This is a genomic window from Nocardia sp. NPDC056100 (assembly GCF_042266325.1).
Lineage (GTDB): Bacteria > Actinomycetota > Actinomycetes > Mycobacteriales > Mycobacteriaceae > Nocardia.
Genome location: NZ_JBHJVY010000002.1, coordinates 941,978 through 958,396, shown reverse-complemented (window position 1 = coordinate 958,396; position 16,419 = coordinate 941,978). Strand labels below are relative to the sequence as shown.

At 65.7% G+C, this 16,419-nt stretch carries 15 protein-coding genes; 10 read left to right on the top strand and 5 right to left on the bottom strand.

Translation table 11 applies throughout. The features are described from left to right. Positions 1–3: 3 nt before the first annotated feature. Positions 4–1,692 (top strand): hypothetical protein, encoded by a 1,689-nt coding sequence (locus ACFC0O_RS16375; protein WP_375958508.1) that lies wholly within the window; start codon positions 4–6, stop codon positions 1,690–1,692. 6 nt (positions 1,693–1,698) lie between these two features. Here ACFC0O_RS16375 and ACFC0O_RS16370 read toward each other — a convergent pair whose 3' ends face one another. Further along, on the bottom strand, positions 1,699–2,646 hold the full coding sequence (locus ACFC0O_RS16370) for an AEC family transporter (protein WP_375958506.1): 948 nt from the start codon (positions 2,644–2,646) through the stop codon (positions 1,699–1,701). A 213-nt stretch (positions 2,647–2,859) separates the two neighbouring features. Between ACFC0O_RS16370 and ACFC0O_RS16365 the strand changes: the two genes are divergently transcribed. The 3 genes from ACFC0O_RS16365 to ACFC0O_RS16355 all read left to right on the top strand — a co-directional run bounded on the left by ACFC0O_RS16365 (position 2,860) and on the right by ACFC0O_RS16355 (position 6,430). After that, positions 2,860–3,726: an oxygenase MpaB family protein gene (locus ACFC0O_RS16365; RefSeq protein WP_375958504.1), complete on the top strand. Its 867-nt coding sequence runs from the start codon at positions 2,860–2,862 to the stop codon at positions 3,724–3,726. A 175-nt stretch (positions 3,727–3,901) separates the two neighbouring features. Beyond that, positions 3,902–5,170 (top strand): cytochrome P450, encoded by a 1,269-nt coding sequence (locus tag ACFC0O_RS16360; RefSeq protein WP_375958502.1) that lies wholly within the window; start codon positions 3,902–3,904, stop codon positions 5,168–5,170. Between the two features lie 21 nt (positions 5,171–5,191). Next, complete coding sequence (locus tag ACFC0O_RS16355) at positions 5,192–6,430, top strand: cytochrome P450 (protein WP_375958500.1); 1,239 nt, start codon at positions 5,192–5,194, stop codon at positions 6,428–6,430. A 19-nt stretch (positions 6,431–6,449) separates the two neighbouring features. Here ACFC0O_RS16355 and ACFC0O_RS16350 read toward each other — a convergent pair whose 3' ends face one another. After that, positions 6,450–7,121 carry a TetR/AcrR family transcriptional regulator gene (locus ACFC0O_RS16350; protein ID WP_375958498.1) on the bottom strand — a complete coding sequence of 224 codons (672 nt, stop codon included), beginning with the start codon at positions 7,119–7,121 and terminating at the stop codon, positions 6,450–6,452. 90 nt (positions 7,122–7,211) lie between these two features. Between ACFC0O_RS16350 and ACFC0O_RS16345 the strand changes: the two genes are divergently transcribed. Both ACFC0O_RS16345 and ACFC0O_RS16340 read left to right on the top strand, forming a co-directional pair. Then, positions 7,212–8,648, top strand: a complete 1,437-nt coding sequence (locus ACFC0O_RS16345; protein WP_375958496.1) for a DHA2 family efflux MFS transporter permease subunit — start codon at positions 7,212–7,214, stop codon at positions 8,646–8,648. 96 nt (positions 8,649–8,744) lie between these two features. Beyond that, the gene (locus tag ACFC0O_RS16340) at positions 8,745–9,782 is read left to right on the top strand and encodes an FAD-dependent monooxygenase (protein WP_375958494.1); all 1,038 of its coding nucleotides are present in this window, start codon (positions 8,745–8,747) and stop codon (positions 9,780–9,782) included. A gap of 3 nt (positions 9,783–9,785) precedes the next feature. Here ACFC0O_RS16340 and ACFC0O_RS16335 read toward each other — a convergent pair whose 3' ends face one another. Continuing rightward, entirely contained in the window at positions 9,786–10,724 is a 939-nt protein-coding gene (locus ACFC0O_RS16335; protein WP_375958492.1) for a DMT family transporter, read from the bottom strand. 120 nt (positions 10,725–10,844) lie between these two features. Between ACFC0O_RS16335 and ACFC0O_RS16330 the strand changes: the two genes are divergently transcribed. After that, positions 10,845–11,468: a class I SAM-dependent DNA methyltransferase gene (locus ACFC0O_RS16330; RefSeq protein ID WP_375958490.1), complete on the top strand. Its 624-nt coding sequence runs from the start codon at positions 10,845–10,847 to the stop codon at positions 11,466–11,468. 36 nt (positions 11,469–11,504) lie between these two features. Here ACFC0O_RS16330 and ACFC0O_RS16325 read toward each other — a convergent pair whose 3' ends face one another. Beyond that, positions 11,505–12,095, bottom strand: coding sequence for a TetR/AcrR family transcriptional regulator (locus ACFC0O_RS16325; protein ID WP_375958488.1), 591 nt, complete (start codon positions 12,093–12,095; stop codon positions 11,505–11,507). A 155-nt stretch (positions 12,096–12,250) separates the two neighbouring features. Between ACFC0O_RS16325 and ACFC0O_RS16320 the strand changes: the two genes are divergently transcribed. Genes ACFC0O_RS16320 through ACFC0O_RS16310 form a run of 3 tightly spaced genes read left to right on the top strand, consistent with a single transcriptional unit; the run spans position 12,251 to position 15,718 of the window. After that, complete coding sequence (locus ACFC0O_RS16320) at positions 12,251–13,735, top strand: MDR family MFS transporter (RefSeq protein WP_375958486.1); 1,485 nt, start codon at positions 12,251–12,253, stop codon at positions 13,733–13,735. After that, complete coding sequence (locus ACFC0O_RS16315) at positions 13,732–14,091, top strand: hypothetical protein (RefSeq protein WP_375958484.1); 360 nt, start codon at positions 13,732–13,734, stop codon at positions 14,089–14,091. Before ACFC0O_RS16320 ends, ACFC0O_RS16315 begins: the two co-directional genes overlap by 4 nt. A gap of 28 nt (positions 14,092–14,119) precedes the next feature. Continuing rightward, on the top strand, positions 14,120–15,718 hold the full coding sequence (locus ACFC0O_RS16310) for an SAM-dependent methyltransferase (protein WP_375958482.1): 1,599 nt from the start codon (positions 14,120–14,122) through the stop codon (positions 15,716–15,718). Positions 15,719–15,751: 33 nt separating this feature from the next. Here ACFC0O_RS16310 and ACFC0O_RS16305 read toward each other — a convergent pair whose 3' ends face one another. Continuing rightward, complete coding sequence (locus ACFC0O_RS16305) at positions 15,752–16,348, bottom strand: PadR family transcriptional regulator (protein WP_375958480.1); 597 nt, start codon at positions 16,346–16,348, stop codon at positions 15,752–15,754. Between the last annotated feature and the right edge of the window lie 71 nt (positions 16,349–16,419).

The window sequence follows — 16,419 nt, the reverse complement described above, 5'->3', positions numbered from 1 at the left end:
TCGATGCGTAACAGCTGGCGCGGCGGCCTCACCGCGTGGTTCACCGTACTGTCGCTGCTATGTGCCGGACCCGCCGCGGCGGATGAGTACCTGCCGTTCGGGATACTGCCGCCGGTGTTCAGTTGTGCGGCGCTCTCACTTCCCGGACGGGCAGGGGCGTGGCCGGTGCCGTTGCACTACCCGAACGTCGGAATCGGTTTGTGGACCATGCCACTCGTCCCCGCCGATATCGCCGCCCGGCTGCCCCGCCATATCGACCTGCGCACCAGCGACGGCGGCTGGAACGACGCATGGCAGTTCGCGCTGCTGGACCAGAACCTCTATGTCAAGGCGACCGAGGGCGAGTCGGGATGGCGGATTCCGCCGATGCCCAACTGCCTGCGCGGGCAGATCACCGGAATCTCCGTGGACGGCGGGCGCTTGGCCGCGACCGGACCGGAGGGCCGGGTGTACAGCCTCGAATCGGCGGATCAGACACCCGAGATCTGGTGGTGGACCATGCGATTCGGCGCACCCATCTGGTTGGATCCGTCGGGCCAGCGAGTGCGCACCGGATCACGGGCCTGGAGCCTGTCCTGGCTGGATCCGGTCTACAAGGAGGTGCTCCCGTTCCGGCAGGAGGGAACCTGGACCGATACCGCCGGGCATGACGTGCCGGTCGGCGGAGCCGGCGTCACCACGGTGTACGTCCTTTCCCCCGAAGGCAATCGCATCGTCATCCTCGATCCCTGGCTGCCCGGCAGCGACCCCCTGCATCCCGAGGATCAAACACTCGCCGACGATTACAGCTATGAGGTGCCCGGACCGTTGAACGGCCGCTTCCGCGCGATCAACCTCAGTTCGGCGGGCTCGACCACCTTCGTGATCAACGAGTACGGCGATATGTTCACCAGGCTCTGGGATTTCGATATCTCCGGCGCGGACACCCTGTTCTTCTCCTACTCGTACGAGGACCAGTCCGCCTACGACTCCGCGCCCAACAATTTCGAGCACGAATTCTCCCGCTTCCCCCAACTGCGCCCGCCGTTCAACGAATACGCCAATATCCAATTGCCCGCGCCCCGCTGGGTGCAGCAGCCGAAGATCCCGGGCGAGATCACCTCGACCATCAGCATCCATCAGACCGGCTCCCGCTCGTTCCAGCGCGAATTGCGGGTCGAAGGCCGCGATGACGATCGAACGGGCTTCTGGCACAAGCCGATCGATCCGAACAGCACCTGGGAGTTCACTCCCACCGATCAGCCGATGCTCGCCCCGACGCTGGACAACCGGGTGGCCGACACCTCGGCACTGACCCTCGCGCCGCCCTCGGGCGTGCACTACGCCTATCGGGATCCGCAGGGCTGGACGCTGACCACGCGCGACTTCGACTATGCCGCAGACGAAATCCCGCTGCGGCTGTGCACCTCCGACGGCGCGTGCGCCACCCTCAACGCCATGCTCGCCAGCGATACCCGCATGAACTGGCAACCAGAGGGCTTGACTCGCACACCGCGTACGTACCACGGCATTCTCGGCCTCACCCCCGACGAGTCGAACGGCCTGGACCGGCGTTCCTCGCGCCTGCGCCCGGTCGTCGAACAGCTCACCGGCACAGGTCGTTTCCGCAACATCACGGCCAGCGCAACCACGTCGGAATTGACGATCCGTACCAGCGACGGCCAGGAATTCGCGATGACGTCCTTGCCGTAGCCGCGTTCACATCCGCGCCGACGCCACCGCCCATAGGGGCAGCAGGATCAGTGTCACGATGGTGGACTTCACCACGATCGATGCGGCGAGGTCGATATCGGTGTCGTAGGTCTGGGCAAAGATGAACAGGTTTTGCGGGCTGGGCATGGCGGCGATCAGAACCACATAGCCCAGCCACGGGTGGGAGAGATGGAAACCGAAGTGCGCCAGCGCGAATGCGAGCAGCGGAAATCCGACACACTTGCAGGCGATCAGCCAGTATTCATCGGGGTCGGCGGCGCGTAGCCGTAGTCCGGAGGCACCCAGGTGCAGACCAAGTGCGAACAATGCCACCGGCGCGGCTGCCGCGCCCGCCATCGACAGACAGTCGAGCAACCATTGCGGGGCAGGGACATTCGCGAGGTTGGCGGCGATACCCACCCAGCACGACAGTACGAGCGGCGTGGTCAATGCTGCCCGAATGCCTTGTCGCACACTGGTTCTGCCTTGATCGCCGGAGTCGCGGGATGCGGATTCCATGATGGCGATCACGATCGTGGTGAGCACGCACACCTGCAACAGGATCACCGGGAAGATCGGGGACACATCCCCGAATAACAGCCCGAAGACCGGGATGGCGATGTAGGCCGTATTGACCTGGCAGGCAGCCATGATGCGCAACGCGATCTCGCGGGTCGTGCGGCCCCGTATCCGGGCGATCACCGCCACCGCGGCCGCCGCGATGATCGCGGTGCAGGTGTACGCGGTCAGCGCCGGTACATTGAACACCCGCCGCAGGTCAGCGACATACAGGCTACCCAGCAGATACGCGGGGATGGCCAAGCGGAACGCGAACTCGGAGAACGCCTTCGACACCTCCCCGGCGATGATGCCACGACGGGCGAACAGCGCACCGGCGGCGAACAGGAATGCCACCGGTGCGAGTTTGCCGATCGTGACGATCAAGCTGGACAACGCGCTGATTTCACAGGGAGCGCGCGGTTCGTGGCGCTGCGGTTCTGACGTCGGTGCACGACAGGCAACGTATCCGCATCCTTCGCGGTGCGCTCGGCGCCGGGTTGAGCACACCGCCCAGTCCGTGCGTGTGACAACCCTCGGAGTTGACCAACCAATCCCGTATTGAGAAACTGAGGCATATTCTTTCTCACAACCTCGATGGGGACTTCCATGGCGGCACCGCTGCACCACTCCCGAGAATCGGACTCCGACAACGAGTTTCACGCTGCCGCACGGCGACGGCGCTACATGATCGGGCTCGGCGCGCTGCTGGGCGGCCCCGCCAATGTGGTGATGCAGTTGAGCCTGCCCGCCGTCGGGCGCGGGGTGGTGGAAAGCCCGGTGGCCAGTGGCCGCTTCGACATGCGGCCGGGCAAGCGCGGGCGCACGACACTGACCTATCTCGCCGTGGCGATGATCGGCAGCGAGCAGGATCGCGCGGCGTATCGGGACGCGGTCGATTCGGTCCATCGATATGTGCGATCCGAGCCCGGAAGTGCGTTGCGCTACAACGCATTCGATCCCAAGCTGCAACTGTGGGTGGCCGCTTGCATCTACCGGGGCGTCGCCGATTACATGGAACTGTTCTTCGGCCCGCTCGACGAGGCGACCGCCGACGACCTGTATCGGCAAAGCAGACGTTTCGGCACGACGTTGCAGGTGCGGCCGGAGCTGTGGCCCGCCGACCGCGCCGCGTTCGCCGAGTACTGGGGCTCCATGCTGCCCCAGCTCTCCCTCGACCCCGAGGTCAGGCGGTATCTCCTCGACCAGGTCGTGAACCTCGGCGCTTTCGGGCGCCGCTCCCAGTTCGCGTTCGCGGGGCTGAATCGCTTCTTCACCATCGGTTTTCTGCCGCAAAGCTTCCGCGATGAACTCGGGGTGCACTGGAGTCCACGCCGCCAACGCACCTTCGAGACCGTCATGCGCCTCCTCGGCCGCGCTCTGCGGGTGATGCCCGAGCGATGGCGTCTGTACCCCTTCGAGAATTACGTGCGCGATATGCGTGAGCGGCAGTCGGCCGGTAAAACGCTGGTCTAGCACCTGCGGCCGACCCGATTGCGAAGGCGGTGCGCGAAGCCGTCCCGGAATAAGCTGCGGCACAGCACTTCGTTGGCTAACGTAGGGAATGACGCAGTGAAAACGGTTCCGGGGCAACCGATGTGACGCGCTGGGTCCTGATCGTCCGTCAATACACCTTCGCAGAGGGAGCATTGTGACCATCTCGAACCAGCCCGGGCCCGCGCCCGCGCCTTCGACGCAGGTCCACACGGCCGGGCCGATATTGGCAGGTGGCGGCCCGCCCGAACCCATGTACACCGAGGAATTCGCCAAGGATCCGTACGCGATCTACGAGCGTTGGCGCGCCGCGTACGGACCGCTGGTGCCGATCGAGCTCGCGCCGGGGGTGCCCGCCACCCTGGTCATCGGCTACGCCACCGCGGTGCGTATTCTCAACGATCCGCAGCATTTTCCGGCCGATCCGCGCATCTGGCAGGACTCGATACCCTCCGGATGTCCGGTGAAGCCGATGCTGGAGTGGCGGCCGAATGCCTTGCGCAGCAGCGGATATGAGCACACACGCTATCGGGCGGCCAATGTCTCCGCACTCGATACCGTCGATCTGTACGGTATGCACGCGGTCATCGAGCGGCTGTCCGGACCGTTGATCGACGCATTCGCGAGCGGGACCGGGCAGGCGGATCTGCTGGGTCAGTACATCTATCCGCTGGTGTATCGGGTGCTGGCGGTCATCCTGGGCTTCGACGACGACACCCTGGAGCGAGTCTCCACGGGTATGGCGATGATGTTCGACTCCGGTGGTGAGGCCGAGGCCGGAAGCAACATGATGGCGGCGGCCTTGGCCGAGCACATCGCGCGCAAGCGCGCCGAACCCGGCGATGACATGACCTCCGAGATGATCCGGTCCACCGATCTGAGCACCGAGGAGATCATCCATCAGCTGGTGACCCTGCACGGCGCGGGCAGCGAACCACAGGTGCATCTGATCTCGAACGCGCTGCTGCTGATGATGACCGACGAGCGATTCGCCGGTGATCTGATCGGCGGCAGTCTCTCGACCCGCGACGCACTCGATGAGGTGCTGTTCACCAGTCCGCCGATGGCCAACTACTGCGTCAGCTACCCGCCGCAGCCGATGCTCATCGACGGCGTCTGGCTGCCCGCGCACCAGCCGGTGCTGATCAGCATGTCCGCCTGCAATGCCGATCCCACCATTCGCCTGGATCGCATGGACCGGTTCGGCAACCGGTCGCATCTGGCCTGGGGCGGCGGTCCACATCAGTGCCCGGCGCGCCAGCTCGGCTACCAGATCGCCATGGACGCAATCGATTACCTGCTCGACGCACTGCCCGAACTCCGATTGGCCGTCGCCATCGATGATCTCGTCTGGCGGCCCGGCCCGTTCCACCGAGCGTTGACCGCGTTGCCCGTCGAATTCCCCCCAACTCCGCAAATGCCGTAGCACCCGAGTGAGGAAATGACGATGGAGCACACGACACCGCTGGTCCTGGACCCGAGCGGTAAAGATATTCAAGGCGAGTCCGCGCGGATTCGCGCGCGCGGCCCGATCACGCGGGTAGAGCTACCCGGCGGGGTTCGCGCCTGGTCGGTCACCGATCAGGAGATCCTGCACGATCTGCTGCGCGATCCCCGCGTTTCCAAAGATGCCCGCCAACACTGGCCCGCCTTCATTTCCGGTGAGGTGGGCCAGGATTGGCCGCTGTACACCTGGGTCGCGGTGGCCAATATGTTCACCGCCTACGGCAGCGACCATTCTCGGCTGCGCAAGCTGGTGCGGCCCGCGTTCACCTCGCGCCGCACCCAGGCGATGCGGCCGCAGGTGCAGGCGCTGGCCTCGGATCTGCTGGACAAGCTCGCCGAGACCCCGGCCGGACAGCCCGTGGATCTGCGCGAAAGCTATTGCTACCCTTTGCCTATCGGGGTCATCAGCGAGCTGATGGGAGTGCCCGACTCGCTGCACGCGGGTCTGCGCACCTGCGTCGACGGCATCTTCGACACCACCTTCACCGCCGAACAGGCGCAGGCGAATTTCGTTGAAATGCAACGCATTCTGCGCGAACTGGTCGCCTACCGCACCGAGCACCCGGCCGATGACATGACCAGCGTGCTCATCGCCCACCGCGATGAGGACGACGGCTCCGCGCTGACCGAACAGGAATTGGTCGACACCCTGCTGCTGGTCATCAGCGCCGGTCACGAGACCACCGTCAACCTGCTCGATCAGGCGATCTTCCTGCTGCTGACCCAGCCCGAACAGCGCGCCAAGCTCGACGCCGGCGAGGTGACCTGGTCCGATGTGGTCGAGGAAGCATTGCGATTCGAAGCCCCCGTCGCGCACCTGCCGCTGCGCTACGCGGTCGAGGACATCGACGTCGCCACCGATGCGGGCCCGGTCCACATCGCCGCGGGCGAACCGATTCTCGCCTCCTATGCCGCCGCGGGCCGCGACCCCAAGATCCACGGCGAGACCGCCGACGAGTTCGATGTAACGCGAGAGAACAAGGCGCACTTGGCTTTCGGCTACGGCGTCCACCTGTGCCTGGGCGCGCCTCTGGCCCGGCTGGAAGCCGAGATCGCGCTGTCGACGCTGTTCGCCCGGTTCCCGGCGATGGAACTGGCCAAGGATCCGGCCGAACTCGGCTCGATCGCGTCGTTCATCTCCAACGGCCACGGCTCACTGCCGGTACATCTGAACTCCTAGAACGCGATTCGCCGCCCGCCTACCGGGGGAGTGGGAGGGCGGCGATACCGCCGATGAAGAAGTCGACGCCGAAGGTGTAGTGATCCTCCGGGTCGGCACAGAACGTCAGGAACGGCGCCGCCTGCACGACGTTCGGATAGCGTTGCGGGGGAAGACTTTCCAGCGTCAGACGCTTGCGGCGGCTGGATTCGGCCGCATCGTCGGGGCTCTGCTGCGGGGTGGCCGCGCCGGGTTCACCGAGCACCAACGCGGTGGTGGTCCGCAGCGCGTTGGTACAGATCGCGGCGGCGGTCGGCACGTCGAAGCCGAATTCGACCAGGATGTCCAATGCGGTTTCCACCGCGTCCAGGAATCCGGGGGAGGGTTCGCTGCTGCGCGGGATCTGCAGCAGCGGGGCCAATGCGCGGTGTTCGCGCAGCACCGTGAGCAGCGATTCGGTCAGCGCGCGGAATTGCTCCAGCGGCGGGCGTGAGCGATCGCGGGTGGTGTCCACCCGCGCCCACAGTCGGCCGAGCACGCCGTCGAGCAGCTCGTCCTTGTTCTTGAAATGCCAGTACAGCGCCATCGGCGTGACATTGAGCTCCTGCGCCAACCGCCGAATGGTCAGCGCGTCCAGGCCCTCGGCGTCGGCGAGCGCGAGCGCGCCCTCTGCCACCGACTCCCGGCTCAGCCGATTCTCCGTTTTCGCCACTTGACAAATGTACACCGTACAGGTCTGATTGCCTCGTACATGTACAAGGTACAGGAACACCGTACAATAACGACGTATAGGAGCACTGCTGTGCTGACCTTGCCGCGCCGCTGGCTTGCCCTGATCGGGGTATCGCTGGCGACATTCATGACTTTTCTCGACAACAACGTGGTCAACGTGGCGCTGCCGTCGATCCAGCGCGATCTCGGGCTGTCCATCTCGGCCCTGGAATGGGTCGTCAGCAGCTACATCCTGGTGTTCGCCGGGCTCATGCTGGTCGGTGGCCGACTCGCCGATCTGTTCGGACGACGCCGAATGTTCCTGAGCGGCTTGGCCGTTTTCACCTTCGCATCGCTGCTGGCCGGACTGGCCGGTGACGAAACCATGCTGATCGGCGCACGCGTACTCCAGGGCGTCGGTGCGGCGGCGGCAATTCCACCGACATTGGCGATCATCGCCGGACTGTTCCCCGACGAATCCGAACGCACCAAGGCCGTGGGCGTCTGGAGTGCCATCGGCGCACTGGCTTTGGCGCTCGGACCGTTCACCGGCGGAGTGATCAGCCAGCACATGGATTGGGGCTGGATCTTCCTGATCAATGTGCCGTTCGGCATCGCGACATTCGCGCTCACGGCCCTGACCTTGGACGAGACCCGCGATCAGGTGCGGCCGCGACTCGATCTCCCCGGCCTGGTGACCTCGACGGTCGCGCTCTTCGCGATCACCTACGCGCTGATCGAAGGTCAGGGTAAGGGGTGGACCTCGACGGTGATCCTGAGCTGCTTCGCCCTCGGGGCGGTCGCGCTGGCGGCGTTCATCATCGTCGAAATGCGCAGCGCGGACCCGATGGTGGATATGTCGATGTTCCGTTCGCGCGTCTTCAGCGGCGGCGTGGTCACGATGATGCTGTGGGGCTTCGGCGTGATGGGGATCTACTTCTTCACCGCCATGTATTTGCAGAACGTGCTGGCCCTGTCGCCGACCATGGCGGGCGCGGCATTCATCCCGATGGCGCTGAGCATGGTCGCGATCTCACCGATCGCTCCGATCGCCGCGCGTCGACTGGGAACGAATGTGACTGTCGCACTGGGTGTTACCGGCATCGTCGGTGCGCTACTGGATATCTCGACAGTTGGTGAGGGCGGGCGGTTCATCGATCTCGTATTGCCCTTCGTCGCTTTCGGTGTCGGGTCGGGCCTGCTGATGGCACCGTTGAACACCGCGGTTATGGGGCAGATGCCCGCGGCCTCAGCCGGTGCGGCGGGCGCGGTCATCAATGCCAGTCGTGAGATCTCCGCCCTGCTCGGCGTCACCGTGGTCGGCGCGATTTTGACCACCCGCGCAGCCGCCTCCGCCCACGACGGCGCCGCACCCCTGACCGCATTCCTGGACGGCTACCGCTTCGCGATCATCATCGCTGCGGCCATCGTCGCGGTCGGCATCCCGATCGCATTGCTCACGCTGCGACCGAATCGCCATGCGGCACCGCAAGTTATCGTGGAGGAGCCGATCGCGGTGCCGCTGTGAACTGACATACCGTAGTCACTCGAGAACACCGATACCGCCATCGACGCTGTGCTGTGATCGCTCGGCCCGACCCATCCAGCGTTCAGGAGGCTCGTCATGGTCACCATTCTCGGTGGCGGTATCGCAGGCACCGTGCTCGGCGGAGCACTTGCCCGGCAACGACATCCGGTCACCGTGTACGAGCGGCGGACCGGGCCCGCCAGTGGGGCATTCATGGTCCTCGATGGGGACGCCCACCAATCCCTCACCGCGCTGGGCGTTTCGATCGAGGCGCTGCACGCCGCGTCGCACCCGATTCCCGGCGGCTTCGCCTTTCATTACCTGCCCGAGGGGCGCAACACCGGGCCCAGTCGCGGGCACCGCCTCTACGAACGCACCGAACTGATGCGGGTGCTCAACGAATTCGCCAGTGCTGCGGGCACGGATATCCGGTACGGGCACACCATCACCGATATCGATCTCGGCACCGGTGCGTTGCACACAACCGACGGTGAGCTGTCCGGCGACGGCTTGGTTATTGCCGCCGACGGCATCGATTCGCTCGCTCGCACTCTGCTCGAGCCCACGCGCACACCGGTTTACGCCGGGCAGATCGTCATATACGGCCAGACCTCGCATCCGGTGTCACTGCCTGCCGATCCATCGGTCATGCACTTTCACGGTCAATTCGGCCAGGGTCCCATGCCACTGAGTTCGTTCGGGCACCTCGCCACCGACAAGACGGTCTTCTGGTTCACCCGCCTCACCCGGGATCCAATTGCCGAGGGCGACACCGGCTTTCATCCCGCTGCGGACTGGGCCGAGACCGTCCTCGGCGCGGATCCCGACGCGGCAGCTCTGATCGGCGCAATCCTGGACGCCACCAGCACAATTCACGTCTCCAACACCCGCAGCGTCCCCCTCGCCGACGCCCGTCCGCCCGCGCCACCGGTCATCTTGATCGGCGACGCCGACCACGCGATCACCCCCGCCGCCGTGCGCGGGGCGCGCGAAGCCATCGAAGACGCGCTGGTCTTGTTCACCGCCATCACCATCGGCGCGTCACCGGCCCAGGCAATGGTTGAACGCCGCCGCGCTCTCGTGGCCAATCGCGAACAATCTCGCGCCGCCGGCACGTCCAACCGATCCGGATAGGACCTAGGGTGCGGCCGCCGAGAGAGCCAGCTGCACCAGTGCCACGCCGGTCAGAAGAATTGCCGCACCGGTTAGTTGGGCCGGGCCGATCGCCTGGCCCAGCAATAGCCAGGCCAGCACGGAAGCGACCACCGGCTCGACCAACGCCAGCACGCTTGCCAGGATTGCGGGTAATTCACGCAATGCCAGCAGTCCTGTCAGGTAGGGCAGTACGGTGCAGGCCACGGCCAGTACCAGCAGCACCAACCACACCGGCGCGCGCGTACCGCCCAGTGTCGCAACGTTGTCGAGCTGTCCCAGTGGCAGCGACCACGGCGGGGCGAGCACCGCCACCAGCACCGCACCGATCGCCAGCCCGGCGGCGGTCAGCCCGAATGAATCATGTTTGCCCGCACCGTGTTCGCCGAGCAGGAAGTATCCGGCCGAACAGATGGCCGCGCCGATCCCGGCGGCGACGCCGAGTCGATCCAGGCCGCCGGCCTGCCACGGTTGCGCGACCACGACCAGCCCGCCGAGCGCCAGTACGATTCCCGCCCAGGCCGATTCGGGCAATCGGGTGCCATGCACCATCCGCACCCACACCGCGACCAGGGCGGGCGCGATATTGACCAGGACCATCGCCACCCCGACCGGAATCCGGGAGACCGCAACGAAGAACAGCAGCTGCACCCCGGCGACGCCCAATAGTCCGTAGCCGAGCAGCAGCCCGAGGTCGGCACGACCGAAGCGCAATGCATGCGGCCGCAGCACCGCAACCGTCGGCACCAGCAGCACCGCGGCCAGCAGGATCCGCACCGAGGTCACCGCTGCGGGGGACCACCCCGCCGCCATCACCGCCGCCGCGAGCGGACCCGAACTCGCGAACAGCACCCAGGAGGTCAGGCTGAGCGTGGTCGCCCGGCCGCGGCTGGGCGACCGGGTGAGCTTGTCCGATATGGCCACGTCCGGCAGTGTGTCCGAGCGGCCGCCCCGCGGACCACCGAATTTCGCCCTACTGTCCGGCCCAGTCCGAATAGCCGATCACCCCTGCCCGGCCGCGAGTTCTCGATTACGTTGGCAGACATGGGACTTTCGGCCGCTGAGGTGTTCGACAGCTTGGGTAGGGACTACGAGAAGGCGTTCGCCGGGCATCCGGCGCATCGCGAGGAACTCGAATGGTTGCTGACGCAGCTGTCCGACGGGGCCAAGGTGCTCGATGTCGGTTGCGGGACCGGGCGGCCGACGGCCGAGGTGCTGGTGGCGGCGGGGTATGACGTCACCGGATGCGATATCTCGCCCGGGATGATCGAGATCGCGCGTGCGCAGGTTCCCAGTGCCCGGTTCGAGGTCGCGGACCTGCGGACACTGTCCTATCCGGACGGCACCTGGGACGCGGTGACGGCGTTCTTTCCGCTGCTGCAACTGACCAGGGCCGAAATCGACTCCGCCCTGGTGGAATTCGCTCGATGGCTGACCCCCGGCGGGATTTTTCTGTTCGCGACGGTGCCCGCCGATATCGAGGGGATCGATATCGAGTTCATGGGAAAGCCGGTCACCGTCAGCAGTTACCCGCCCGAGGAGTTCCGCCGCCGCCTCACCGACGCGGGCCTGGAGGTGCTGCGCGAGCGGGTGGTCGAATTCCAGCCCGATCACCCGGATGCCGCACCGGAACCCGATCTGTTCATCGCCGCCCGAAAGCCCGCATGACCCGGCAGGGGAGCGGGAGGGCCGGGCCCGTCGGTTTCAGCGCACGCCCAGCGCGGGCAGTACCGCCGCATCGATATAGCGCACGATGAAATCTGTTTCCGGCTGGCGGTTTTCGACGACTGCATAGGCGGTGATCGCGCCCATCACCATATGCCCGGTGAATTCGATGGCCGGGGAATCGGCCGCCAGCTCACCGCGCTCGACCGCACGCTCGACCGCCGCGCTGAAGGCATGCATGGTCGGGTCGAAGATGAGTTCGCGTAATACCTCGTGCAGTAACGGTTCTCGGCTGGCCGCCTCGTTCATCGCGCGGAAGACGCTCGTATCACGCTCATCTCGTGCGCCGCGGGTGGCGAGGGCGATGAGGTCGCCGCGCAGGCTGCCGGTGTCGAATTCGGCGCCGGGGACCGGGCCGATATGCCGCAGAGCGCTCGCGACCAGCTCGGTCTTGCCGTTCCACTGCCGATAGAGGGTCGCCTTGCTGGTGCGAGCACGGGCGGCCACCGCGTCGATCGTCAGGGCCTCGTACCCGACTTCGGCGAGCACCTCGATAACCGCGTCATACAGTTCGCCGACGCGTTCGGGGGTCATGCGGCGGCGCGGCGGGGCGGGGTTGGACGCGGGCATATGTCGACTTTCTCTCGTACGAGACGGTTCCGTATCTATCGAAGCATAGGACACCGGGTATTCGCTGAATCTTCGCCGGAGGGTGGCGTCTGGCTTAAGTGTACGATATCGTTTCGTACAGCAACGCGATTTCCTCCGACCGAAACCGAGGAACCATGATCAAGCGCATTCCGTACAAGTGGCTGGTCGCCACCGCATTCGTGTTCGGGTTGTTCATGGAACTGCTCGATATGACGGTGCTGAACACAGCGCTGCCGACACTCGGGCGGGAGTTCAACGCGGATGCCGCGATGTTGCAGTGGCCGGTGACCGGATACCTGGTGAGCCTGGCGATCTTCATCCCGGCCTCGGGTTGGGTCGCGGACCGATTCGGGGCGCGGCGCACCTTCGGGTTCGCGGTGGCGATATTCACCATCGCCTCATTGATCGCGGGGCTGTCCACCTCGCTCGAAATGCTCACCGCCGCACGATTTTTGCAAGGCGTGGGCGGCGGCATGCTCACCCCGGTCGGCACCGCCATGCTGTTTCGGGCATTCCCGGCCGCCGAGCGCGCGAAAGCCTCTGCGGTACTTGTCGTTCCAGCCGCGGTGGCTCCCGCGCTCGGGCCGGTGATCGGCGGCTGGCTGGTCGATGCGGTGTCGTGGCGGTGGATCTTCTTCCTCAATCTCCCCGTCGGAGCCATCGCGTTGGCGTTCGTCATCTTCGTGCTGCGCGATGACGATGAGCAGGCGCGCCCCGGAGCGTTCGACCTCGCCGGGTTCGTGCTCGCCGGGGCCGCTCTCGCCGGGCTGCTGTTCGGACTCGACCGCGGACCGACCGCGGGCTGGACCGATCCGATCACACTGATATCGCTGATCGGGGGAGTCCTGCTCGCCGGGTTGCTCGTCGCGGTCGAACTGCCCAAACGTTCGCCGCTGCTGGACCTGCGGCTCCTGAATGACCGCCTGTTCCGGCTCGGCAACCTCATCTCCCTGGCGGCGGGCGCGGCCACGATGGGCGTGCTGTTCATGACACCGCTGCTACTGCAGCAGGAACTCGGGTTGACCGCGACGCAGTCGGGGCTGATCACCGCGTGCCAGGCCGTCGGCATGGTGCTGGCGATGCCGCTGGCGAGCAAGCTCTACACCGTGGTCGGGCCACGCGTCATGCTGGTGACCGGGCTGCTCGTGACCGCCCTCGCGAATCTGGGATTCCTTGCGGTGCAGCAGGATACGTCGCTGTGGTGGATACGCGGCATCATGCTTGTCTCCGGTGCGGCCATGGGATTGGTGATGGTGCCGATGCAGGCCACGACCTTCGCCACCATCACCGGTGAGGCGACCGCGCGAGCGTCCGCGGTGTTCAGCACGACCCGCCAGATCGCCTCGGCCGCCGGGGTCGCGGTACTGGCGAGCCTGCTCAGCATTCGATTGAGTTCGCGCCTGGGAGCACTGGGAGACAACGCCGACGCGGCAGCCAGGCACACCGCGGCCATTTCGGCCTATCACGACGCCTTCCTGGTCACCGCCGCCCTGACCCTGATCGGCATCGCCTTCGCCGTATTCGTGCGCGGGGTGCCGACCGGCACCGCGGCGACCGATCCGGAGCCCGATCCTGGCGACCCGCTGGAGGTGGCAGTCGAGTCCGGGGCGCTGCGATGAGCATCGATGAGCCGGATATCGCAGTGGCGCAAAGTGATACCGTACTGCGCGCGCGAGCGCGCCGATTGCGTACCAACCGCGTGATCGATATCGCGGTCCGAGTGGTGGTGCTGATCGTGGGTACGGTCATGGTCACCGTGGGTTGCCTGGTCGCCCCGCCGGTGGCGCTCCTCGGGCTGGGTCTGCTCGCCTCGGAATTCGCCGTGGTGCGCCGGGGACTCACCCGCGCGCGCCGACGACTTACCCCACTGCGGAAATGGCTTGCCCGCCAACCCAAATGGCTGCGAGCGGTCCTTCCGCTGGTGACCGTTCTGTCCATGCTGTTCGTCTACTTCACCGTTCTGCGAATCCTCTGATCGACCCATCCCAACCGAAGGAGAAACCATGACAACCAATGGCGCACAAGCCGATATCGCGAACACGGTGGGTCTCACCGCCCTCGGATCCGCGGCTTTCCGGGCCGTGGAATCCAAGGCCCCGGACGCCCTGATAACCGATGAATTCGCGGAAAGGTTCGTCTACGCCTCCGGCGTGGAGCATCTGATCGCCATCATCGAGAACCCGACCGCCAAGGCCCACTGGCCCGCGTTCTCGAGCATGGCCGGAGTCCGGACCAAGAGCTATGACGACTTCTTCCTCAATGCCATCGCCGCGGGTGCCCGCCAGGCGGTGATCCTGGCATCCGGGCTGGACGCACGACCGTACCGGCTGGACTGGCCCGCCGATATGACGGTCTACGAGATCGACCTCACCGAAGTCTTCGCCTTCAAGAAGAAGGTCTACGAAGACACCGGCGCGGTACCCAAGGTCCAATGGTCCGATGTGGCAACGGATTTGACGGGGGACTGGGCCACCGACCTGATCGCCGCCGGATTCGATCCGACCATCGCGACCGCATGGTCAGCCGAGGGCCTGGTGCCCTACCTGCCCACCGACGCACAGAACCGGCTGTTCGAGAAGATCGACGAACTATCAGCTGCCGGAAGCCATTTCGCGGTCGGCGTCACCTCACCGACCATCGATATGCAGAAGTTCCTCGCGGCCAGCCAGGAGCACACCAAAGACATCACCGGCGAATCCGACGGCCCCAGCATGGCCGAGATGATCTTCCTCGAGAACGAGCAGATCGACGCCGTCGGCTGGCTCAATGCACACGGCTGGAACGCGTCCGCGATCGACGCCGCCGACCTGATGAACAAGTACGGCCGCGAACTCGCCATGTCCGAACAGGACGTCCAGTCGTTCCGAGACCTGTTGTGCGTCACTGCGATCAAGAGCCCGGGCACTCCGCCATCGATGGGAACCCTGGACTGGGAAGCCGTCTACCGAGGCGACTCACCGATCAACGGCGACCAGCAGCCACCGTGGAACATCGGCCGACCGCAACAGGCGATCATCGACCTCGAGACCGGCGGCGAGATCACCGGAACCGTCCTGGACAGCGCGTGCGGAGTCGGCGCTACCGCCCTCTGGTTCGCCCGCCAGGGCTACCGCACGGTCGGCATCGACATCGCCACGTCAGCAATCGCGACCGCCACCGCAGACGCCGCCGCGCAACAGATTTCGGACCACGTCCGCTTCGAGACCGCCGACCTGCGCACCCTGACCTGCCACGACGGCGAGTTCGACACCATCATCGACAACGCGTCCTTCAACTCCTTCCCGAGAGAAGGCCGCTCCGCCTATCTGGCATCCCTGGCCCGAGCCGCCGCCCCCGGCGCCCGCCTGTTCATCCTCTGCTTCAGCCAGGAGGAATTCGACCGGGAATTCACCGGCCGCATGTTCGATGCCCTCACCGATGCGGAAATCCACGACACCGTCGCCGAACACTGGACCATCGACTCCATCACGGAGTCCTACATCGAGATCGCCCAGCAGGGCATCCCGCCTCACGCGGCCTCGATGATGAAATCCTTCGCCACCGGAGACAACGGTCTATTGCGGCTACCGGCTCGACTGCTGGCCGCACATCTGCCCGCTTGATTCGACGGGCGGGAGAGTGGATCGAGCAGGTCGCTATCGAACCAATTCGGAATCGGCTCTCTCCCAATCGATGTCACCGGACTCGAGGCCGTCGACGATACCGCGCAGCCAGTGCTGTTCGGTTGCCGCTCTCGCGCGAAGATATTCGGTGGTGACCCAGTATCGGCGGGGGATGCCGCAGGCGCGACCGTTTTGGAGGAGGGTGTCGAGTTCGCGTATATCGGCCTCGAGACAGGTAATGCGTTCGCGCAGTGCGGTTATCACTTCCCGGCGGGGAAGTGCGTGCGATTTCGACAGTGCGATCAGCAGATCGGGGCGTTCTGGGACCGGCCGGTGCAGGAGTTCCGCGATGCGATCTCGCAGTGCGGTGCGTCCGGCGGCGGTGATGCGGTAGGCGGTCCGGTCGGCACCATTGGCCGTGCGGATTGTGGCTGCGGTCCCCACCAATCCCTGTTTGGCCAGCTGCGCCATGGTGCGATATAGCGAGCCGGGATTGACGGCCGTCAGTTCCTTGCCGTGGCGGCGCACCAGCAGTTGGAACATCTCGTACGGCTGCATCGGATGCTCATTCAGCAGAGAGAGAGTGGTGATCGCCATGGGCGTCAGGATCGCGTGCGCACCTTCGGTCATCGGTTCCCCCAGGCCCTGGTCTGCTGCTGCGCCAATGATATCGACGCGGCTCGCTGCGTGCTGGTCGGTGT